The sequence below is a fragment of the Nisaea sediminum genome (assembly GCF_014904705.1).
GTDB lineage: Bacteria > Pseudomonadota > Alphaproteobacteria > Thalassobaculales > Thalassobaculaceae > Nisaea > Nisaea sediminum.
The window spans coordinates 20,009-40,126 of record NZ_JACZCQ010000016.1; the positions used below are offsets into that span (position 1 = coordinate 20,009).

Sequence of the window (20,118 nt, forward strand, 5' to 3'; positions counted from 1 at the left end):
ACCGAAGGAAAAATCATGTACGGAAACCTTGCGTCCGCGATAGCAATCATTGGTGCCGGCCCGGTGGGTCTCGCGGCAGCCGCCAGGTTGCTGGAACGCGGCATGACACCCCTTATCTTCGAGCGCGGCGCAAGTGCCGGCGCCTCGATATCCGAGTGGTCCCACGTCCGTGTCTTCTCGCCATGGCGGTTCAATGTCGACAGCGCCGCGAGCGCTCTTCTGAAGCAAAACGGCTGGCGGGAACCCGACGGCGATTACCTCCCGACCGGCGGCGAGCTGATCAGGGACTATCTCGCCCCGCTTGCCGCCCATCCCGGGATTGCTCCGCACCTCCATCTTGGGGCCGAGGTCGTATCGATCAGCCGCCAGGGCCGATCGAAGCTCGTCACCGAAGGACGGGACGAAAGTTCGTTCGTCATCGTCTGGCGCGATCGAGACGGGCAGCAACACCGGGCTTACGCCCGGGCGGTCATCGATGCCTCCGGCACTTGGCAGCAGCCGAATCCCATCGGCCTCGACGGATTGCCGGTCGAAGGCGAGCAGGAAAATGCCGCTCTCATCGCCTACGGCATTCCGGATGTGAAGGGACGGTCGAGAGCGGTCTATGAGGGCAAGCATACGCTTGTTGTCGGCGCCGGACACTCGGCGATCAATACAGCTCTCGACCTCATCGACCTCCAGGACGAGGCACCGGATACGCGGATCACCTGGGCGACCCGTAGCGGCGGTATCGAACGGCTGCTTGGTGGCGGCCTGAACGATGCCCTTCCGGGCCGTGGAATGCTGGGAATGCGGGCCGCCGAAGCCATCCGCTCCGGTCGCGTCGATCTGAAATCTCCTCTGGCGCTTCAGAGCCTGCGAAACCTGTCGGGAAGACTTTCCGTCTTTGCGCTGCAGGCATCCGAAGAGCTGAGCTTCGAGGTCGACCGCATCGTCGTGGCGACCGGATTCAGACCTGCGCTTTCGATGCTCAGGGAATTGCGCGTCTCACTCGATCCTGCGGTCGAGGCTCCCCCGGCACTGTCTCCCCTCATCGATCCCAATCTGCATTCGTGCGGAACGGTGCGTCCGCATGGCGTGGTCGAGCTTTCGCATCCGGAGAAAGATTTCTTCATCGTCGGCTCGAAGAGCTACGGCCGGGCACCGACCTTTCTCATGACGACAGGATATGAGCAGGTTCGTTCCATCGCAGCGGAACTCGCCGGCGATCATGCGGCGGCGCGGGAAGTTCATCTCGAGCTCCCGGAGACCGGCGTCTGCCGATCCGCTCCGGTCGAAGGTGCCGTCGGGCGCCTGACCCCGGAGGGCTCCGCCTGTTGCGGAGCTGAAGCGCCCGCGGCCAGCGAGCCGGGCTGCTGCGGCGGCGCCCCCGTCCGGAATTTGGATGCCTGCTGCGCGAAGGATGAGGAGGCCAAAGCGTTCGGAGAGACGGGATGCGGCTGTAATGCGTCACACTCTACCCCGGAGCGTGCCCCTGCATGACGCCGAAAGAGAGGATGTTCACGATCTCCCTCCTGGGCCTGGTCGAGATCTTCGCCTGGGGAAGCACCTTTTATCTGCTCGCGGTACTTGCCGGCCCGATTGCCGAGGATACCGGCTGGAGTCCGATCCATGTTACGGGCGGGATATCACTCGGCCTCCTTGTTTCCGGTATCTGCGCGCGGAAAGTGGGCCGGCTGATCCAGGCGACCGGCGGCCGGAAAGTCCTGGCATCGGGAATGCTTCTGATCGCCTGCGGACTCGCGCTGCTCGGGTTTTCGAACAGCATTCCGGTCTACCTCGCGGCCTGGTGCATCCTCGGCATGGGCATGTCCGCGAGCCTCTATGACGCGGCTTTCTCCGCCCTCGGACGGATATTCGGCGCGGGCGCGCGTTCGGCGATCACGGCTCTCACCCTCTGGGGCGGATTTGCGAGCACGGTGTGCTGGCCGATATCCGCCTATCTGGTCGAAAGCTACGGCTGGCGCTCAACCTGCCTCGCTTATGCCCTTCTGCACCTTCTCGTCATGGCGCCGCTGTGCTGGTTCAAATTGCCGAAAGGTGACGCGTCACCGCGCCGTTCGGCCGAAACGGATGCCGCCGAAACGGCCGTTGCAGCGGCTTTTCGCGTGCGTTTCTGGTGCATAGCTTCCGCCGGGATCATGCTGGCCATGGTCGCTTCGGTCTGGTCGGTTCACCTGATCACGATCCTGACCGCACAAGGATATGCTCTTGCGGCGGCGGTCGGGCTCGGAACCCTGATCGGGCCGGCACAGGTCGGAGCACGCGTCCTGGAAATGCTCGGCCGCGAGCGACATCATCCCATCTGGACCATGATCAGCTCGACGGCCCTCGTTTTTCTCGGCTTCCTCGGACTTCAGCTCGGATTGCCGGCCGCGGCCGCCTTGCTCGCCTACGGCGCGGGCAACGGATTGTGGTCGATCGCGAGGGGAGCGTTGCCTCTGGCAGTCTTCGGGCCCCGGGACTACCCCGTAATCATGGGACGCCTCGCCACCCCGACGCTGATCGCCGCTGCGGCCGCTCCGCTGCTTGGATCGGTTCTGATCGATCGTTTCGGGGCCGACGGCACCCTGTTCCTGCTCACACTGGCGTCGGTACTCCCGTGCCTCTCGGCACTCTTGCTCTGGTCCGACCTGGCGAGGCGCCGCGATCCCGTGCCTCTCGAATAACATGCATCGCGCCGGCTTTGCTTACACCCGGAGCGCCCCGCGTTCCAAGACCGTCCTGCCGTCGAGTTCCAAGGTCGCGTCGGTATAGATCACGTCGATATGGCACGGCGCCTTCACGTTGCCGCCGATGGCGTAATTGCTGCCGATCCCGTGATGGCCGAAACCGAGCTTGCCGAGATCCTCTAGATTGGTGGCATAGGACCGCGCCTTCGGATTGAGGCCGACCGCGAATTCGGCGAGATTGTAAGCCGAGCGGTCGTTGAAGGAGGCGAGCGTCGTGTTCAGATAGTCCGCCGCCGCCCCGCCCCAAGCCTTGGTCACCTCCCCGTTCTTCACCTCGATGGTGATCGGCTCCTCGCGCAGGATGCCGAAACCCATGAGCCGGACATTGCCGACGATCACGCCCTCGGTGCTGCCCTCGATCGGCGAGATGTTGAGCTCGCTGTTCGGCAGCGCGCCGAATTCGCCCGGATTGCGGAACAGCCCGGTCTCGTACTGGATCGGGCGCTTCGTGACCTTGCCGGTCAGGTCCGTGCCGCCGGCCGAAGTCATCCGGATCGTGTCGCTCTTCTCCAGCACGGCACCGATCTTTCGCGCGAGTGCATCCGCGGCCTCGAAGTCCCCGAGGATCCCGCCGGCGCAGAGACAATCCTCCGTCACCTCGCACATGGTCGCGCCGCGCGCGCCGTTCTCGGAAGCCGCGATGCGCGCGTCCGTATGGGTCATGGACCAGCTGGTCGGCAGGAAGAAAACGTCGGCGCGGGCACAGGCGCCGACAACGGGGTCCGGGACCTGGGCGCCGTGCGCGCCGGTTGGCGGAAACATGGTGATGGTCGGAATGCCGCCCACCGCATAAGCCGCCGCCGCCAGCACCTCGGCGAGGCGCAGCTTGTTAGTGTCGCAGGCGATCACGACGTTCTCGCCCGGCTTCACCCCGGCGCACTGGCTCATCGCCTTCAGCGCGCCCGGCATCATCTCGATGATGCTGGATGAGCCCGGGACGTAATGAAAATGCTGGATCGGCCAAGACATGCGAATTCCCCCTGTGCGGTCCTGATCTTGTTTTCTCTAGAAGACGCCGCGCGTCGCGCCACCGTCAACGGCGATCGCGGTTCCCTGTATATGACGTGCCGCGGGCGAGCAGAGAAAGGCGACCAGTGCCGCCACGTCCTCCGGCTCACCCAGCCGTCTGACGCCCTCGCGGGCAATGGCTGACGCTCGCGCAGTTTCGAGATCGGTCCCGCCGTCCGCCGCCTGGGCTTTCAGAAGATCCTCCATGCGCTCGGTCACGGTCATTCCCGGATGAACGATGTTGACGTTGACATGCTCCTCGATCCCGAGCGCGGCCAGTCCCTTGGTGAAATTCGCGAGCGCCGCGTTGACCGCACCGCCGACAAGGAAGCCGGGCGCGGGCGTCCGCGCCGCGCCGCCGCCGACATTCACCACGCTGCCGGAACGCTTGACCAGCTCCGGCCACAACAGTCGAGTCAGGCGAACCGCGCCATGGAACTTGAGGGCAAATCCCTCGATCCAGTCAGCATCCGGCTGGGCGACGAAGCGTCCGGCCCGTGTCGCACCGGCATTGTTGACCAGAATGTCGACTCCCCCGAACGCGTCCAGCACCGCGTCCGCGACCCCGGCGCAGCCTGCCTCGGTCGAGAGGTCTGCGGCGGCGAATGTCGAGCGCCTTCCTGTTTCCCGCTCGATCCGGGCAGCGGCCTCCGCCAGCCGGTCGCCATCGCGGGCCACCAGGAAGGTGTCTGCCCCCTGGCGGCTAAGCTCGAGGGCAACCGCGAAGCCGATCCCCTTGCTCGCACCGGTCACCACGGCCACTCGATTTTCCAGATTTCTCATTGGCTTGCCGTTACCCCGCCATCGACATAGACGACCTGCCCGGTCATGTAGCTTCCCGCATCCGCGACCAGAGCGATCACCGGCCCCGCGACCTCGACGGGATCGCCGATCCGGCCGAGCGGATTGCGGTCCAGAATGAAATCCCGGAACTCGGGCTTTTCGAGATGGGGGCGTATCCTGTCCGACTGGATGAAGGTCGGCGCCACGCCGTTCACGGTGATGCCGTGAGGTGCCAGCTCCATCGCATGCTGTTTCAGCAGCATCAGGAGACCACCCTTGGTGCTGCAATAGGCCGAGTAGCCGCGACCGCGTAGCGCGAGCTGCGAGCGGACCGACAGCAAGTGGACATGGCGCCCGCCGCGTCCCCGCGCGATCTGCTGTTTGGCGACCGCCTGCCCCAGAAACATCGCCGACTTGAGGTTCGTCTCGTACATGTCGTCGAACGTCTCCTCGGTGACATCGAGGATGCTTTCCTCCCTCTGGATCCCGACGCAATTGACCAGAATGTCGATGCCGCCGAACCGCTCAGCAACCTCGTCGACCGTCACGCGGATGTCAGGGACCCTGCGCGCGTCGAGCAGGTAACCCGCCGCCTCATGCCCGGAGCCCGAGATCGCCTCGGCAAGCGCGGCCGCCTTGTCTTCTCTCGGCCCCGCGACCGCCACGCGGGCGCCATGCATGGCAAGCGCCCAGCAGACCGCCTCGCCAATGGCACCGTAACCGCCCGGAACGAATGCGGACTTGCCGCTCAGGTCGAAGAGCGAGCCAAGCCGCGCCAGATCGACATTCGGTGTCAGACTCGCGATATCGGCGGCCTCGCTCATGCCCGGCGCCTCCGCACTCAGTTATATCCGTAGAGCCAGCGGGATCCCGCGGCCGAAAGTGTCTTCAGGGAATGGTTTACGCCGCGCGGGATGAAGACCAGATCGCCCGGATCGGCGACGAAGGTCTGGTCTCCGACACTGATGCGGACCTGCCCCTCTGCGACCGCGACATACTCATCCGTCGCATGGACGAAATCGTTCCATTCCTGCCCCGGCGGATCGGTGAAGACACAGAAGGAATAGCCCTCTTCCGTCCAGTGCCGGCGGACCTTGGCCTCATCGACGGGCGCCCCATAATAGCCTTTCTGGAAAAGCTCCATCGTTTCCCTCCTAGTGCAGCAGATCGCCGAGATAGGCCCTGACCGGCTCGATCCCGATCAGTTCCTCGAAACTGGCGGCATGGGTCAGACGGCCTTTCTGCACGAAGATGAACTGCTCGCAGATCTCCTCGAGGATCTCGAGATGGAACCGCTCGTTCGGATGCACACAGAGAAACACCAGCCGGTCCTCCCGCCTCAGCTTGCGGAAGAATTCCAGCATGAAACCGATATAACCGTCCTGGGTGTTGAATTGCGGCTCGTCGAAGAGATGCACGACCGGATAGTCTCCACCCGCCGGCTGCATCATGAAGCTCGGCTTGACCCGCCGGAAATGCCGGACCTGATAGGACTGGTGGTAGTGGATGGCGAGCCGGTCGCGCTCGTCGTACCGCACGTCGTGGATGTTGCGACCGAGACAGCGTACCTCACCCTCGCTCGGCTGGTTGGAGCCGGTGATAAGTTCGAAGAGCGTCGTTTTCCCCGACCCGTTCGGCCCCATGAGACCGACGACCTTCGGCTCGGTGATCTCGAAATCGGCCTCGAGACGGAAGGTCTCAGAGCGGTCGAACATACCCTTGCGGTAGACCTTCTTCAGTCCATCGACCTTCAGCAGCGGTGCACTCATGCTCAAATCCCCAACAGCTCGCCGCGCAGCACCGCGTTCTCGCGCAGTTCCGCCGCCGGACCTTCGTGAACGATCCGTCCGTGGTCCATCACATAAACCCGGTCGGCGACGCCGAGGACACTGAGCGCATTCTGCTCGACGACAAGTACGGAAATCCCTTCGGACTTCAGCCGGCCGATCGTCTTCATCACGTCCTGCACGATCTTCGGCGCCAGCCCCTGGGACGGCTCGTCGAAGAGAACCAGTCCCGGCGCTCCGATCAGCGCCCGCGAAATGGCGACCATCTGCATCTCGCCGCCGGAAAGGTTCTCGCACTCCCGGCCCATGAGGTGTTCGAGGGCGGAGAAGATGCCGAAGCACTCGTCGAGCGACCACGAACGGAACCGCGTGCGCTTGCGGGCGATGGACAGATTGCGCGACACCGTCAGCGTCGGGAAGACCCGCCGGTCGTCCGGCACCCAGCCGATGCCCTTCCGGGCGATCTGGTGGGTCTGCATCCGCGTGATGTCCTCGCCGTCGAAGGTGATGTTCCCGTGCCTGACCGGCGTCAGGCCGAGAATGGAGCGCAGGGTCGTGGTCTTGCCCGCGCCGTTCGGCCCGAGCAGCGCCACGACTTCACCCTCGCCGACCTCGATCGAGGCGCCGAACAGGGCCTGGGTTTCGCCGTAGTAGGTCTCGATATCCCGGATCGCCAGCATCGCGCGCTCCTAGTTCAGGGTGCCAAGCGCCGAGCGCTGGACCCATTTGTTCTCCTGCAATTCCTCCGGCGTGCCTTCGGCGATCACCTGCCCCCAGTGGATGACGGAGATCCGGTCCGCGAGACCGAAGAGGAAGCGCATGTCATGTTCGATGACGACGATGGTGTAGCGGTCGTGCAGGCTGCGGACGAGATCGGCGAGACGCGCCGTCGCCTCCGTGCCAAGACCCGAGGTCGGCTCATCGAGGAAGAGGATCGCCGGGTCCGCCGCAAGGGCCACCCCGATCTCGAGCGCCCGCCGCTCACCATAGGAAAGCGACGCGGCCGGAATATGCTCCTTACCCTGAAGGCCGACGCTGGCCAGAATGGCCTCCGCCCGTGCCTCCGCCTCCGAAGCGCCGTCGAAGGAATGCAGGATGTCGAAGCGCCGGCCCCGGATCTCCGGGAGGGCGACCTTGATATTGTCGATGGTGCTGTATTCGTCGAACAGGTTCATGATCTGGAAGGAGCGGGCGATCCCGCCCTGGACGATTTTCTCCGGCGCGAGCCCCGTGATGTCCCGTCCGTCGAATGTCACCCGTCCCCGATCCGGCTTGTAGCGGCCGGTCAGAACATTGAAGCAGGTCGTCTTGCCGGCGCCGTTCGGCCCCATGATCCCAGAGAGGGACCCGGCCTCGAAGCTGAGGTTGATTTCCTCCAGAACGACCTGATCGCCGAACCGCTTGTGCAGGTTTCTGGCTTCGAACAGTGCCATGACCTACCTCCCCGCTTCCGGTTGCGCCAGGCTGGAGACAGCCTCGCCATCGCGCTTGGCTGCACGCCGTCGCGAGACCAGATCCCGCCAGATGCCCGCGATGCCCTCCGGCTTGAACATGACAAGAAGAACGAACATCAGACCGAACCAGAGCAGCCAGGTTTCGGTATAGGCGCCGAGCACGTCGCGGGCGACGAAGTAGAGAATCACTCCGAAGACCGGTCCCCAGAAGCTGACGAAACCGCCGCCGATCAGCGTCATCAGCACGATGATGCCGGACCATTGCAGGCTCATGATGTTGATGTAGGCGCCTTCCTGGGCCATCGCGAAGAGCCCGCCCGCGAGACCGGTCACGGCGCAGGACAAGGTGAAGACGGTCCATTTGAAGAAGCGCACGTCGTAGCCGACGAAACGCACGCGCATCTCGTTCTGCTTGATCGCCCTGAGGATCCGGCCATAGGGCGAATTGGTCAGGCGCCAGAGCAGGATCACGGTTCCGACGAAGAGCGCGAAGGCGAGGTAGTAGAGCCCCACATTGTCCTCGATGGAGAAGGACGTAACGCCCAGTTCGACAGGCAGACGGGCTATGTTCAGCAAGCCGTCCTCGCCGCCGGTGACATCCGTCCATTTGCTGGCGATGAAGAAGAAGATCTGGCTCACGGCGATGGTCATCAATGCGAAATAGATCCCGCGCCGGTGCGACAGGAAGAGCGCCGATATTCCGCCGATCAGGCCGGTGACCACGACAGCGGCCAGCAGGCAGAACCAGAGATTGGGCCAGACATTGAACTGCGCCAGTCCGAAGGTATAGGCGCCGATCCCGAGGAAGGCCCCGTGGCCGAAGGACGGAAGGCCGGTATAGCCGAGCAGCAGGTTGAACCCGAGGGCGAAGATCATCCAAATCATCACCTCGACCCCGAGATACTGATAGAGCCCGACGCTCTCGATCCAGAACGGCATGGTTCCGAAGAGGAGGAACGCCACCAGCATTTGCGGCGTGATCCAGGCGGTCGTCAGTTTGCGGTCGTAATCCATTCCCACCTCACGCTTCGAGAACACTGGCCTTGCCGGCCAGACCGCGGGCGCGGAACGTGACGACTGCAAGCAACAGCAAATACATGGACAACATCGACCAGTCGGTCAGGAAGGCGGCGGTCAGTCCGACCACGAGACCGACCAGGGTACCGGCGGTGACCGCCCCCCAGAAGCTTCCGACGCCGCCGAGCACGATGACGACAAAGGCCGGAATGACCGCGTCGACCCCGACAACCGGACGGATGCCCCAGATCGGCGCCATGATGATCCCGGCGATCGCCGCCAGCGCCGCCCCGAAGGCGAAGACGAACAGCCGGAGCCGCTTCAGGTTGTAGCCGAGCGCCCGGACCATTTCGCTGTCATGCGCGCCGGCCTTGATCACCGCGCCATAGGGCGTGCGGTTGAGAAACAGCCAGAGCACGCCGATCATCGCCGCGGCGAACACGGCCGCGTAGATCCGGTAGTTCGAATAGATCAGGTCGCCGAAGATGAAACCGCCGGAGATCGCCTTCGGAACCGGCAGGTAATATTCGGTCGATCCCCAGATTTCCCGGATCGTCTCCTCAAGCACCAGGGCGGCGCCGAAGGTCAGTAGCAGTCCGTAGAGCGGATCCGTTCCGTAGGTCCGGCGCAGGCAGAGCTCCAGCCCCATGCCGACCAGACCGACGAGCGCGGGTCCGACGATGAGCGCGATGACGTACCGGACGACCGCCGGCAGCGCGTAATAGGGCTCCATGAAGGCGAAAGGCAGCCCGCCGTCCGGCGCCATCAGCGCGAGCGCCAGATAGGCTCCGAGCGCGAAGAGTGAGCCGTGTGCGAGGTTGATCACCTCCATCACGCCGATGATGAGCATGAAACCCAGCCCGAGCAGGGCGAAGAGAAGCCCGAGGGCAAGGCCGTTGATGAGATGCGGAATGAGATCGTACATGCGGGTTCCGGAGACGCCGGCGGCAACCGGCGGAATCGTCTGGGGAAAGAACCGCGGAGCGTGACGGAGCCAGGGCCGTCACGTCCGCGGGACAGGGAGCAGTCAGCCGATCGAGGAAATGCGGCTCAGCCCTGATCGTAGTTCGGTGTATCCGCGTAGGATTCGAGCCCGCAGGTCGCGTTGGCGTCGGCACGGATGGACTCCGGATCCGAATTGCTCAGGATCTTGAAGTAGTCCGTGTCGTCCCGCGGATTCTTGTTACCCTCCGCGAGATAGATCGTCTGCTGCACCTGGTGCGAGGTCGGATCAATCACCGCATCATGGTGCTGCATCCGGTCGGCCGCGCTCATGGTGCGGCCTTCGAGCGCCTTGATGATCTTGATGTTGTCGGTCGAACCGACTTCCGCGACCACCCGGAGCAGCTCGCGCATCGCGATATAGCCGTTGTAGGTGACGTTGCCCGGAACGTTGATCCGCGTCGTCTCGTAACGCGCCTGATAGCGCTTCACGAAATCGGAGACGCCGGGCAGGTCGAGATAGTGATACCAGGTGGTCCCGAAGACGCCGAACGCGGCATCCGCGCCGAGACCGTAAATATCCGGCCAGTCCTGCTGGTTGTTGATCCAGGCCGGCTTGCCGTCGAGGCCCATGTCCCGGACCTGCTGGCGCATCACCTTGAAATCGTCTCCGCCGACAGCGGCGGCGACAACGTCTGGCTTCGCCTGCTGGATCTTCAGCAGGATGCTCGACCAGTCCCGGGTTCCGACCGGAACCGCGATCTCGTCGAGGATTTCCGCACCGTAGCCGGTTGCGACCTTCTTGGTCGCCTCGTTGGTGTTCTGGCCCCAGACATAGTCGTTGTAGACCAGCAGCCATTTCTTGCCGAAAGCCTTGATCGCGTTGTTCGCGGCGGCGCGGCTGAAATTCTCGCCGTTGCCGTCCCAGACGAATTTCACCCGGTGGCAGTTCTTGCCGGACTCGGTCGGCGAGCTCGAATTGGTGTTGAAGTAGATGCAGCCGTACTTCTGCGCCACCTGACTGATCGCGTTCGCGGTGCCGGACTGGATCGCGCCGACGAGGAAATGCGCGTTCTCGCGGGTGATCATGCGTTCAGCAACGCGTGTGCCGGTCTGCGGGTTGGTCTCGGTATCCATCCAGACATATTCGACCTTGCGGCCGAGCACGCCGCCCGCCTCGTTGGCCTCCTCGATCGCCATGATCGTGCCGCGCTTCTCGGCCTGTCCGGAATTGGCGAACTGTCCGCTGGCATCGTGGGTCAGACCGATTTTAATCGGCTTGTCGGACGCCGCGGCGAAGACACGATTGTGTTTCCACGGCCCCATGAAGGCCGAGCCGGCTCCGACAGCGGCAGCCGCACCGAGGAATGTCCGGCGTGTGAGAAGGCTTGAGGTGCTTCGTGGTGTCTCTTTCTTCTTGGTCATGTGGTGTACCTCCCATTGTCCCTTTGTTTGTTATGCGCGTCCGTTCTGAACGCATTGCGGTGCGCCGCTTTCCGGTCCGGGGTCAGGCCTGTGGCCATCGCGCGCCGTCCCCTAATGCGTGCCCGTTTCCTTCCGGCCTGCCGATGGCCGGGCATTCTCGAACGCGAAGAGATGGCCGACCGTCCGGTCGCCGAGACCGTGATCGAGCGCCTCGACGAAGCGCGCCGAAATCGACCCCCCGATCCCGGCATCGAGCCCTGCGTCTTCCCGCATCCGGTTGTGATAGGTGAGATCCTTGGCGGCGTTCCGAATGGCGAAATTCAGTCCGTCCATGTCCCCCGAGAGAATGGAGCCCGCGACCATCTGAAAAATGCCGCTGTTTCCGCCGCCCGCCGAGACCAGTTCGAAGAAACGATCCATCGGCACGTCGAGAGTCCGGCAGCCGTGCATCGCCTCGGCGATCATCGCGGCCTGCCCCATGGTGATGTAATTGTTCAGCAGCTTGGCTTTGTGACCCGCCCCGACCGGGCCCATGTGGAAGATGTTCTCGCAAAAGGCGGCGAGAACCGGCCGGGCCCGGGCGAAGTCCTCTTCCGACGCGCCGACCATCGTGTTCAGCCTGCCTTCGGCGGCTTCCTTGGGCGTCCGGGCCAGGGGCGCATCGACCAGAACCGCGCCCTTCTCTGCCAGACGGGCTGCAATCTTGAGGGTGGAAGCCGGCTCGCTCGTCGAACAGTCGATCACCATCAGACCGGGCCGGGCGCCCGCGAGAACTCCGTCCGCCCCCAACACGACCTCTTCCACCTGCGGTGTTCCGGTCACGCATAGGATGACAATGTCCGAGTTCATCGCGAGCGCTTTCGGGCTATCCATTTCCCGGGCCCCGAGCGCCGCAAGCGCCTCAACGTTCTCCCGCTTGAGATGTCCCAGCACCGAAAGGGGGTAACCCTTCCGGAGCAGGTTTTCGGACATCCCCCGGCCCATCAGGCCGAGACCGACGAAACCGATCCTGTTGTCGAGATTTTCCATGACTCCCCGTGAAACGAATTTTTGTTCGATTTTTTTGAATTGCATAAATTTTCTATCCCGGAGTCAAGAATGAATTTTCAATTTCTTATTTATTGAATGAATTTTCATTCCTGTTGATGCGATATGCCGGACGCGATATGAAGAAATTCAGACCTTTAGAAGGGATTTGGATTGGCAGAGACAGACGCCGCTCCGGAATCGTTCGACCGGCTGAGACACTCGATCCAGTCGCACTACGACGACCTGAGTCCGCATTTGCAGAAGATCGCCGGTCGCGCGCTCGAGGATCCGAACGGTTTTGCCCTGGAGACCATCGCGGTGCTGTCGGAACGGATCGGCGTGCAACCGTCCACCCTGGTGCGCTTCGCCAAGGAGTTCGGCTATTCAGGCTTCTCGAACATGCAGAAGGTCTTCAAGCTGCGGCTGATCGAGGGCGCGCCCGTCTCACGGGAACAGATCTACGAACACCGGGAAAAACTGGAGACCCTCGCGGGCGACGACCCTAAGGCGATTCTGGACGCCTTCACCGAAGCGTCGGAGCTCTGTCTCGACCGGCTGCGGGACTCCGTGCCCGCGGAGACTCTCCGCAAGGCGATCGAAATGCTGCACGGCGCCGACTCGATCTACGTCATCGGCCAGCGCCGCGCCTTCCCGATCGCAGCCTATATCGCCTATGGCCTGACCCGGCTCGAATATCGCTGCAATCTTCTCGACTCCGTCGGTGGCATGGTCCCGCAGCAGGTCGCGACGCTCCGGCCGACCGACCTTCTGGTCGCCATCTCCTTCGCCGAATATGCGCCCGCCGTGGTCGAGGTCGTCCGCGATGCCCATATCCGCGGCGTGCCGACCCTCACCATCACCGATACGGATACGAGCCCGCTTGCCCGACACGGCTCGGTCTATTTCACGGTGGACGACGCGGAGATTCACCGTTTCCGGCCGATCGCAGGCGCAATCACGCTGGTTCAGAGCCTGATCGTCGCGCTCGGGTACTACCGGGACAATCTGAAGTAACTGCCAGCCTCTCTTCGGACTTGCGGATGCGGAAAAATTGCCAGCAAGAGTACGGCCGATGGAGAACCGTCCGGCTTATGCGAGATTTCGAACTACCGCTCCGGGCCTGATCGTCGGCGGCGCACCGTTCAGCTTCTCCATGGCGAAACCGGCGGCGGACTGATAGCCGGCCATGAAGGCGGCCCGGTCCTTCGCCGGGATCACATCATCTATATTCTCGAATTCGCCGCCGCATCTTTCATCGACCATATTCAGCAAACCGAAGGGACCTGCCCCGCGGTTGCGCAGGACGACTTGGGAGATCGGCTCGCAAAGCTGGCGATCGAAAGCGCGCAGCGCCTCTCCGGTTACCCCATGCTCGATCATCGCCGCCCCGAGGACGCGCGCATCCACGATGGCCTGGCTGGCTCCGTTCGATCCGGTCGGGTACATCGGATGGGCCGCGTCCCCCATCAGCACCACATTGCCGTCGATCCAGGTCGGGATCGGATCCCGATCGATCATCGGGTTCTCATAGGCGATATCCGCGCCGCGCAGCAGCGCAGGCACGTCCAGCCAGTCGTAGGTCCAGCCCTCGAAATGATGGATGAAGGCATCGATCCCGACGGGCTTGAACCAGCCGCTGTTCTGCCATCCTTGGGAATTGTCGACGGTGACCTCGGCGATCCAGTTGATCGTCGCCAGCCCGGTCGCCGGATCGGGATGGGAGATCGGATAGATCACCATACGCTGTCGATGCGTTCCGAGCCCGACAAAGGACGAGCCGGTCCGGATCGGTTTCGCGCGGGTCGTTCCGCGCCACATGATGGCACCGCCCCAATTGATCGGCGGCTGGTCCGGATGCATCTGCGCCCGAATGGCAGAATGGATACCGTCGGCGCCGATCAGCAGCGATCCCGTCGCCCACTCGGTCGTGCCGTCGGCGCGTTCGATCAGCGCGCTTACCGTCCCGTCCGGATTGTTCTCGTAGCCGGTCACGCGATGGCCGAGCCGGATCGCTCCCTCACCCGCACGCTGCCGGAGTTTCTCCAGCAGAAGCATATGGAACAGGCCGCGATGGACCGCATATTGCGGCCATTTATAGCCCGCCAGCTCGCCGCGCGGCTCGGAATAGATATCGTTGCCGTTGAGACCGACGAGCGCCCATTCGCGTGCAGGCACGCCGACCGCGTCGAGATCGTCAGCCCCGATCCCCAGATCGTAGAGCTCACGCACTGCGTTGGGCTGCAGATTGATCCCCACACCGAGCGGCCGCAGGTCCTCGACGGCTTCATATACGATGAAGGGCACACCGATCTGCTCGAGGGTCAGCGCCACGCAAAGTCCGCCGATGCCTCCGCCGGCGATCAGTACAGGAGGTTTGGTCATCTATCGGTTGTTCCGGTCGTGTTTCCACTCTTGCCCCCGCGTTCTTAGCCAACGGGACTCCGGAAAGCCAGAACATAGAGGTTTCCGGCACGCCCGGACACCTCCCGCTCCGGACGCACCGCGTTCGACAAGTAAGCCGGGTGTCTTAGCCTCGCAGGGGCAGAGATTGGTCAGCTCGATTTTCGGACACTGCGCAGGCGGTCGATGGCGACCGCGATGATGATGAAAGCGCCGACGAAGCTGCCCTGCCAGAACGTGCTGATGCCGAGCAGGATCAGGCTGTTCCGGATCACTTCGATGAGCGCAGCGCCGATCACCGCCCCGAAAGCCGTCCCGCTGCCGCCGGCCAGATTGGCACCGCCGATCACAGCGGCCGCGATGACCGTCAGTTCCATACCCTGTCCGAGATTGGTCGTGACGCCCCCGAGCCATCCGACCTCCAGCACCCCGGTCAGTCCCGCCGCCAGCGCGGACACGACATAGACGGAGAGTTTCACCCGGCGGACCGGAACGCCGGTCATGGTGGCGGCTTCCTCGTTGCCCCCGATGGCGAAGACGTGACGTCCCCAGCGCGTCCAGTGGAACACGAAGCCAAGCACCAGAGCGAGAATCAGCAGGACGATGACCGGATTGGCAATACCGAACAGGGACCCTCCACCCAGCTCCAGCAACACGTCCTGATCCGGGCCGAACTGATAGATCATCTTGTTGTTCGAGAGCACCATCGCCAGGCTGCGCGCGACCGCCAGCGTCCCCAGCGTGACCACGAAAGGCGGCATGCCGACATAGGCGATGAGCAGACCGTTGACGATGCCTATGCTCGCCGCGGCGGCCAGCGCGACCGGAAATGCAATGACGAGGGGATGACCGGCCTCCATCAGACCGCCGACGACGATCCCCGCCAGCACCAGGGTCGAGCCGACCGAGAGATCGATCCCTCCGGAGGCGATCACCGTCGTCATGCCGAGCGCGACAATCCCCACAAAAGCGAAATTGCGCGTGACGTTGAAGAGATTGCGTTCCGTCGCGAACGTGTCCGTGCTGAGTGTCAGGATCAGGCACGCAAGCACGGCCGCGACCGAGATCCAGAAGGTTTGATGGCCCGAAAGCCAGCTCAACAGACCGGCATGCTGGCGGTGCCCGATCGCCGCCTTAAGCTCGTCGCTCATTCCGGCTCCGCCCTCCCCGTCACGCGGCATGTTCGATCGCCCCGGTGATCAGTCCCGTGACCTCCTCCGGCGAGGAATCAGAGGCCCGCTTGTCCGCCACCAGATGTCCGCGCCGCAGAACCACCACGCGGTCCGCGACCGCGAAGACGTCCGGCATGCGATGGCTGATGAGAATGACGGCAATCCCCTGGTCGCGCAGCCGCCGGATGAGCTCCAGAACCTCGGCCACCTGCCGCACGCTGATCGCCGCCGTGGGTTCGTCCATCAGAACGATTTTCGGATCGGAGAGCCGGGTCCGCGCGATGGCGACCGCCTGGCGCTGGCCGCCGGACATGCGCCTGACGAGATCGTAGGGGCGGGTCTCCGATTTCAGCTCTTCGAACAGAACCGCCGCGCGGGCATACATGGTGCGGTAGTCCAGCACCCGGAACGGTCCAACGCGCCGCATCAGCTCCCGCCCAAGGAAGACGTTGGCCGCGGCGGTGAGATTGTCGCAAAGCGCGAGGTCCTGGTAGACCACCTCGACGCCCGCATCGCGCGCCGCGCGCGGATCCTGAAAATCCGCGGCGATACCGCCCACCAGCATTTCGCCCGTGCTTGGCCTGAAATTGCCGGCGATGGTCCGGACGAGCGTCGACTTGCCGGCCCCGTTATCCCCCATCAGCCCCAGGATTTCCCCGGGTTCGACGGAAAGCGAGATGTCGACCAGCGCCTGGATCGCGCCGAAACGCTTCGACACGCCCCGCAATTCCAGCACAGGCATGCAGTCCTCCCTTTTTTCGCAGGCTTTCCGCCCTTGCTATTTTTTTCAATTTATCAACTTATTAAACCTCCAGCAATATCGATTTCGCCCTCATTACGTGTAAAACGCACTTGACGATGCCATATTTCGCCCAAATACTTCATTTACTAAATAAATAAATTGCGGCACCGCCCGGTTGGTGGTGAACCGTGAATTGGGAGGAAACAGTGATGAAACACATTGCAAGACTGGGCGCGTTCGCCGCCGTGCTTGCCATGGTCTCGGCTCCGGCCGGCGCCCAGGACAAGAAGGTGCTCGCGATCGTCGTCAAGGGACTCGACAATCCGTTCTTCGAGCAGATCAATCTCGGCTGCCAGAAATGGCAGAAGGAGAACCCCTCGTCCGAATATACTTGTCTCTATACTGGCCCGGCCTCCAGCGCGGACGAGGCCGGCGAGGTCCAGATCGTCGACGACCTGCTGACCAAGGGCGTCGCCGCGATCGCGATCTCGCCCTCCAACGCACCGGCCATGGGCAACCTGATCAAGCGGCGCGCGCCGGACATTCCGGTGATGACGATCGACGCCGATTTCATCGATGCGGATCGGGGGCTCCGGAAAACCTATCTCGGAACCGATAACTACCTGATGGGCGTGAAGATGGCCGAACATGCGGCCAAGCTGAAACCTTCGGGTGGCACGGTCTGCCTGCAGCTCGGCAACGTCGCCGCGGACAACATCAATGCCCGTGCCGCCGGCTTCAGGGACACCATCGCCGGATCGAAAGGCACCGACCGGCTGACCGGCCAGGGCGGATGGACGGAGATCGACGGCTGTCCGGTCTTCACCAACGACCAGGTGGATCTCGCGAACCAGCAGATGGCCGACACCTTCACCGCGCATCCGGATCTCGACGCCTTCATTCTGATCGGCGGCTGGGCGCAGTTCGCGCCCCAGGCCTATGCCCAGGTGACGGACCAGGTGATGGACAAGCTGAAGAGCAAGGAAATGATCATCGTCGCCGGCGATACGCTTCCGCCCCAGATGGAGGCGCTCAAGCAGGGGCGCAGCCATGTGCAGGTCGGCCAACGTCCCTTTGAAATGGGCTACCGCGCACCGACGGTCATGATCGAACTGATCGAGGGCAAGCAGGTGGCGGATCCGCTCTATACGGGCCTCGACGAATGCACCCTGGTGACCGCCGGCACCTGCCTCGCGCAGTAACCGGTTCGGTACCGGCCCCGGAGCAAGCTTACGGGTCCCGCTCCGGGGTCCCTTTTTTCCGGAAGATCGAACGAACGCACGAAGGCGACAGATGGACTCCCTCTCCCCTCCCACTCCCGATATGCTTGGCGGCATCGCCCCCCGGGGCAGTTCCCGAGGAGCGACAGGACCTTACGTGGTGGAGAGAGACAACAACAGGACGCGCGTGCTGAGGCTCCTGCGCCGGCATGGCGCAATGCCGCGGGTCGAGCTCGGACGCCGCACCGGCCTCAGCCCCGGCGCCATATCCACCATCACTTCGGATCTGATCTCCGACGGCATTCTGAGGGAAGCGGCGGAAGAGACCGCAATGGCCAGCGCCCGAGGGCGGCCGCCCGTCAATCTCGTCTTCAATCCGGATTACGCCTGCGTTGCCGCCGCCTCCATGCGCATGGGCGTGATCGACGCCGTCATCGCCGACTTCCAGGGCAACATCCTGGCGCGCGAGATGGTCCCCTGCACCACCCGGGATCTCAGGGGCGAAGACATCGCCGGTGTTTGCGCGGCGGCGATCGAAACCGTCGCCGCCCGCGTTCCCGGCGCCCGCCCGGCCACTCTGGGCATGGCGGTCCAGGGCATCGTCGATCCCGTCGCGGGCCGGCAGCTCTGGAGCCCGATCCTGAACATCCGCGACATCGATGTCGTGACACCGCTGGTCAAACGCCTGCAGATTCCGGTGGTGATCGAGAATGACAGCGCCGCCACCGCGCTCGCCGTCGCCGGCAGCGACGGCCGCCTGCAAGAAGGTCTCGCCGCCGTGCTCATGATCGGACACGGCGTCGGCATGGGCCTGCTGCAGGACGGCGGCCCGTTCCCGGGCACGCATGGCTTTTCCTCCGAGATCGGCCATGTCAGACGACAGCCCGCGGGAGCCCAGTGCCGCTGCGGCCAGCGAGGCTGCATCGAGGCCTATCTCGCCGATTATGCGCTCTACCGGGATGCGCGATCGCTTACGAACCTGCCCATCACCAGCAACCAGCAGCCGAGCGAGGAACAGATGGAATCCCTCGTCCGCCGGGCCGAGGACGGCGACGCCATGCTGCAGCGCCTGTTCGACGAGGCCGGAACCAGCCTGGCCGACGCGGTTCGCGTCGTCGCCTCGGTTCTGGCGCCGCACCGGATCGCGATCGCCGGCTCAGGCATGCGGGGCTTCCACTTGATGAAGAAAGCCTTCGAGGCGGGACTCTCGGACTCCTTCGATCCGTCCTACGACCCGCTTTCCAGGATCGTGATCGCGGACGGCGGCGCCCAGCGGATCGTCGAGGGCATGGTCCAGCTTGCCTTGCAGCGTCTCGACACGGAGCTCGCAAATGCCGGAACCACGCAATCCTCCCTCCAGGCCGTTTGACCTCTTTCACACCGACTGTCCGACTGACTGATAAGGAACCAATCACTATGCAAGACGAGATCGCTACCTATCCAAGCCTCGCCGGACGCAGCGTGCTGGTCACCGGAGGCGGATCCGGGATCGGCGCCGAAATCGTGCGCCAGTTCGCCCGGCAGGGATCGAAGGTCGCCTTCATCGACATCGACCGCGATGCCTCGACCGCCCTCGTCGACGAGATTACCGCGGCGGGCCGGTTGGCGGCCTTCCATGAATGTGACCTGAAGGATATCGGCGCGCTCCGCCGGACCGTCGCCGGGATCGAGCAGGAACAGGGCGCGGTCACCATCCTGATCAACAATGCCGCGAACGATGAGCGCCATGACATGTTCGAGGTGACCCCCGAATATTGGGACGAGCGCTATGCCGTGAACCTGCGCCACCAGTTTTTCGCCGCACAGGCCGTCGCGCCGGGCATGAAGGCGGCGGGCGGCGGCGCGATCGTCAATATGGGCTCGATCTCCTGGATGGTCGGCCAGGGCGGCATGCCGGCTTACACATCCGCAAAGGCCGCGATCCTCGGCCTCACGCGCTCCCTCGCCCGTGATCTCGGCCCAGACAATATCCGCTCGGTCTGCGTCGTCCCCGGCTGGATCATGACCCAGCGCCAGATCGACAAGTGGCTGACCCCGGAAGCCGAGGCCGACCTGATGAAATCGCAATGCCTGAAACGCAAACTGACGCCGCTCGACGTCGCGCGCACGGTCCTGTTCTACGCCTCTGAGGAAGCCCGCGGCTGCACGGGCCAGGCCTATATCGTGGATGCCGGCTGGCGCTAGGGGCGCCGACCGTTTCCGGACGCAGAAAAGGCCTTAGCGAGTTTTGCGCTAAGGCCTTGGAATGCTTGGTTGCGGGGGCAGGATTTGAACCTGCGACCTTCAGGTTGCGAGCCTGATTTTTGTTTGGCAGAGAATCTAGCCTTTTGACCCTATCCCTCTGGAAATAAAGTAACTTTCAGGTCAAATATTCTTCACAGTTCTCGCGTGTTCTCGGCAGCACTGG

20 protein-coding genes and 1 tRNA gene are annotated in these 20,118 nt (G+C 63.6%); 6 read left to right on the forward strand and 15 right to left on the reverse strand.

The genetic code is table 11. The features are described 5' to 3' along the window. Window positions 1–15 precede the first annotated feature (15 nt). A complete protein-coding gene (locus tag IG122_RS23180; RefSeq protein WP_193188948.1) occupies window positions 16–1,482 on the forward strand; it encodes an NAD(P)-binding domain-containing protein in 1,467 nt (488 codons plus the stop codon). Then, the gene (locus tag IG122_RS23185; protein WP_193188949.1) at window positions 1,479–2,669 is read left to right on the forward strand and encodes an MFS transporter; all 1,191 of its coding nucleotides are present in this window, start codon (window positions 1,479–1,481) and stop codon (window positions 2,667–2,669) included. The genes IG122_RS23180 and IG122_RS23185 overlap by 4 nt, the downstream gene beginning before the upstream one ends. Before the next feature lie 21 nt (window positions 2,670–2,690). Here the strand turns inward: IG122_RS23185 and IG122_RS23190 are convergent, their stop codons facing one another. The 11 genes from IG122_RS23190 to IG122_RS23240 all read right to left on the reverse strand — a co-directional run bounded on the left by IG122_RS23190 (window position 2,691) and on the right by IG122_RS23240 (window position 12,177). Beyond that, window positions 2,691–3,701 (reverse strand): aminopeptidase, encoded by a 1,011-nt coding sequence (locus tag IG122_RS23190; RefSeq protein ID WP_193188950.1) that lies wholly within the window; start codon window positions 3,699–3,701, stop codon window positions 2,691–2,693. A 36-nt stretch (window positions 3,702–3,737) separates the two neighbouring features. Beyond that, the gene (locus IG122_RS23195; RefSeq protein ID WP_319024960.1) at window positions 3,738–4,502 is read right to left on the reverse strand and encodes an SDR family oxidoreductase; all 765 of its coding nucleotides are present in this window, start codon (window positions 4,500–4,502) and stop codon (window positions 3,738–3,740) included. A gap of 17 nt (window positions 4,503–4,519) precedes the next feature. Next, window positions 4,520–5,347 carry an SDR family NAD(P)-dependent oxidoreductase gene (locus IG122_RS23200; RefSeq protein ID WP_193188952.1) on the reverse strand — a complete coding sequence of 276 codons (828 nt, stop codon included), beginning with the start codon at window positions 5,345–5,347 and terminating at the stop codon, window positions 4,520–4,522. A 17-nt stretch (window positions 5,348–5,364) separates the two neighbouring features. Further along, window positions 5,365–5,667 carry a cupin domain-containing protein gene (locus IG122_RS23205; RefSeq protein ID WP_193188953.1) on the reverse strand — a complete coding sequence of 101 codons (303 nt, stop codon included), beginning with the start codon at window positions 5,665–5,667 and terminating at the stop codon, window positions 5,365–5,367. Between the two features lie 10 nt (window positions 5,668–5,677). Continuing rightward, a complete protein-coding gene (locus IG122_RS24590) occupies window positions 5,678–6,292 on the reverse strand; it encodes an ATP-binding cassette domain-containing protein (protein ID WP_193188954.1) in 615 nt (204 codons plus the stop codon). 2 nt (window positions 6,293–6,294) lie between these two features. Continuing rightward, window positions 6,295–6,990 carry an ABC transporter ATP-binding protein gene (locus IG122_RS23215; RefSeq protein ID WP_193188955.1) on the reverse strand — a complete coding sequence of 232 codons (696 nt, stop codon included), beginning with the start codon at window positions 6,988–6,990 and terminating at the stop codon, window positions 6,295–6,297. 9 nt (window positions 6,991–6,999) lie between these two features. Further along, complete coding sequence (locus IG122_RS23220; protein WP_193188956.1) at window positions 7,000–7,743, reverse strand: ABC transporter ATP-binding protein; 744 nt, start codon at window positions 7,741–7,743, stop codon at window positions 7,000–7,002. A gap of 3 nt (window positions 7,744–7,746) precedes the next feature. Then, window positions 7,747–8,778 (reverse strand): branched-chain amino acid ABC transporter permease, encoded by a 1,032-nt coding sequence (locus tag IG122_RS23225; RefSeq protein ID WP_226893890.1) that lies wholly within the window; start codon window positions 8,776–8,778, stop codon window positions 7,747–7,749. 7 nt (window positions 8,779–8,785) lie between these two features. Next, a complete protein-coding gene (locus IG122_RS23230) occupies window positions 8,786–9,706 on the reverse strand; it encodes a branched-chain amino acid ABC transporter permease (RefSeq protein ID WP_193188957.1) in 921 nt (306 codons plus the stop codon). A gap of 125 nt (window positions 9,707–9,831) precedes the next feature. Continuing rightward, window positions 9,832–11,148, reverse strand: coding sequence for an ABC transporter substrate-binding protein (locus IG122_RS23235; RefSeq protein WP_193188958.1), 1,317 nt, complete (start codon window positions 11,146–11,148; stop codon window positions 9,832–9,834). A gap of 111 nt (window positions 11,149–11,259) precedes the next feature. Then, window positions 11,260–12,177: an NAD(P)-dependent oxidoreductase gene (locus IG122_RS23240; RefSeq protein WP_193188959.1), complete on the reverse strand. Its 918-nt coding sequence runs from the start codon at window positions 12,175–12,177 to the stop codon at window positions 11,260–11,262. 171 nt (window positions 12,178–12,348) lie between these two features. Here IG122_RS23240 and IG122_RS23245 point away from each other — a divergent pair, with 171 nt between their 5' ends. Next, the gene (locus tag IG122_RS23245) at window positions 12,349–13,191 is read left to right on the forward strand and encodes a MurR/RpiR family transcriptional regulator (protein WP_193188960.1); all 843 of its coding nucleotides are present in this window, start codon (window positions 12,349–12,351) and stop codon (window positions 13,189–13,191) included. Window positions 13,192–13,266: 75 nt separating this feature from the next. On the opposite strand, the gene IG122_RS23250 is transcribed toward IG122_RS23245, so the two are convergent. The 3 genes from IG122_RS23250 to IG122_RS23260 all read right to left on the reverse strand — a co-directional run bounded on the left by IG122_RS23250 (window position 13,267) and on the right by IG122_RS23260 (window position 16,491). Further along, window positions 13,267–14,559 (reverse strand): flavin-dependent oxidoreductase, encoded by a 1,293-nt coding sequence (locus tag IG122_RS23250; protein WP_193188961.1) that lies wholly within the window; start codon window positions 14,557–14,559, stop codon window positions 13,267–13,269. 170 nt (window positions 14,560–14,729) lie between these two features. Continuing rightward, on the reverse strand, window positions 14,730–15,728 hold the full coding sequence (locus IG122_RS23255; protein WP_193188962.1) for an ABC transporter permease: 999 nt from the start codon (window positions 15,726–15,728) through the stop codon (window positions 14,730–14,732). Window positions 15,729–15,747: 19 nt separating this feature from the next. After that, entirely contained in the window at window positions 15,748–16,491 is a 744-nt protein-coding gene (locus tag IG122_RS23260; protein ID WP_193188963.1) for an ATP-binding cassette domain-containing protein, read from the reverse strand. A 209-nt stretch (window positions 16,492–16,700) separates the two neighbouring features. Between IG122_RS23260 and IG122_RS23265 the strand changes: the two genes are divergently transcribed. From IG122_RS23265 to IG122_RS23275, 3 genes are all read left to right on the forward strand, one after another. Continuing rightward, window positions 16,701–17,693, forward strand: a complete 993-nt coding sequence (locus IG122_RS23265) for a sugar-binding protein (RefSeq protein WP_193188964.1) — start codon at window positions 16,701–16,703, stop codon at window positions 17,691–17,693. Window positions 17,694–17,871: 178 nt separating this feature from the next. After that, entirely contained in the window at window positions 17,872–19,080 is a 1,209-nt protein-coding gene (locus tag IG122_RS23270; RefSeq protein ID WP_193188965.1) for an ROK family protein, read from the forward strand. Window positions 19,081–19,127: 47 nt separating this feature from the next. Beyond that, window positions 19,128–19,895 carry an SDR family NAD(P)-dependent oxidoreductase gene (locus IG122_RS23275; RefSeq protein ID WP_193188966.1) on the forward strand — a complete coding sequence of 256 codons (768 nt, stop codon included), beginning with the start codon at window positions 19,128–19,130 and terminating at the stop codon, window positions 19,893–19,895. A gap of 66 nt (window positions 19,896–19,961) precedes the next feature. Here IG122_RS23275 and IG122_RS23280 read toward each other — a convergent pair. Beyond that, a tRNA-Leu gene (locus IG122_RS23280) sits at window positions 19,962–20,054 on the reverse strand. Window positions 20,055–20,118: the final 64 nt, after the last annotated feature.

What these genes read in the sequence shown, in the direction of transcription:
- IG122_RS23180 (WP_193188948.1), top strand. Translation starts at nt 16, where the DNA reads ATGTACGGAAACCTTGCGTCCGCGATAGCAATCATTGGTGCCGGCCCG.
- IG122_RS23185 (WP_193188949.1), top strand. Translation starts at nt 1,479, where the DNA reads ATGACGCCGAAAGAGAGGATGTTCACGATCTCCCTCCTGGGCCTGGTC.
- IG122_RS23190 (WP_193188950.1), bottom strand. Translation starts at nt 3,701, where the DNA reads ATGTCTTGGCCGATCCAGCATTTTCATTACGTCCCGGGCTCATCCAGC.
- IG122_RS23200 (WP_193188952.1), bottom strand. Translation starts at nt 5,347, where the DNA reads ATGAGCGAGGCCGCCGATATCGCGAGTCTGACACCGAATGTCGATCTG.
- IG122_RS23205 (WP_193188953.1), bottom strand. Translation starts at nt 5,667, where the DNA reads ATGGAGCTTTTCCAGAAAGGCTATTATGGGGCGCCCGTCGATGAGGCC.
- IG122_RS24590 (WP_193188954.1), bottom strand. Translation starts at nt 6,292, where the DNA reads ATGAGTGCACCGCTGCTGAAGGTCGATGGACTGAAGAAGGTCTACCGC.
- IG122_RS23215 (WP_193188955.1), bottom strand. Translation starts at nt 6,990, where the DNA reads ATGCTGGCGATCCGGGATATCGAGACCTACTACGGCGAAACCCAGGCC.
- IG122_RS23220 (WP_193188956.1), bottom strand. Translation starts at nt 7,743, where the DNA reads ATGGCACTGTTCGAAGCCAGAAACCTGCACAAGCGGTTCGGCGATCAG.
- IG122_RS23225 (WP_226893890.1), bottom strand. Translation starts at nt 8,778, where the DNA reads ATGGATTACGACCGCAAACTGACGACCGCCTGGATCACGCCGCAAATG.
- IG122_RS23230 (WP_193188957.1), bottom strand. Translation starts at nt 9,706, where the DNA reads ATGTACGATCTCATTCCGCATCTCATCAACGGCCTTGCCCTCGGGCTT.
- IG122_RS23235 (WP_193188958.1), bottom strand. Translation starts at nt 11,148, where the DNA reads ATGACCAAGAAGAAAGAGACACCACGAAGCACCTCAAGCCTTCTCACA.
- IG122_RS23240 (WP_193188959.1), bottom strand. Translation starts at nt 12,177, where the DNA reads ATGGAAAATCTCGACAACAGGATCGGTTTCGTCGGTCTCGGCCTGATG.
- IG122_RS23250 (WP_193188961.1), bottom strand. Translation starts at nt 14,559, where the DNA reads ATGACCAAACCTCCTGTACTGATCGCCGGCGGAGGCATCGGCGGACTT.
- IG122_RS23255 (WP_193188962.1), bottom strand. Translation starts at nt 15,728, where the DNA reads ATGAGCGACGAGCTTAAGGCGGCGATCGGGCACCGCCAGCATGCCGGT.
- IG122_RS23260 (WP_193188963.1), bottom strand. Translation starts at nt 16,491, where the DNA reads ATGCCTGTGCTGGAATTGCGGGGCGTGTCGAAGCGTTTCGGCGCGATC.
- IG122_RS23265 (WP_193188964.1), top strand. Translation starts at nt 16,701, where the DNA reads ATGAAACACATTGCAAGACTGGGCGCGTTCGCCGCCGTGCTTGCCATG.
- IG122_RS23275 (WP_193188966.1), top strand. Translation starts at nt 19,128, where the DNA reads ATGCAAGACGAGATCGCTACCTATCCAAGCCTCGCCGGACGCAGCGTG.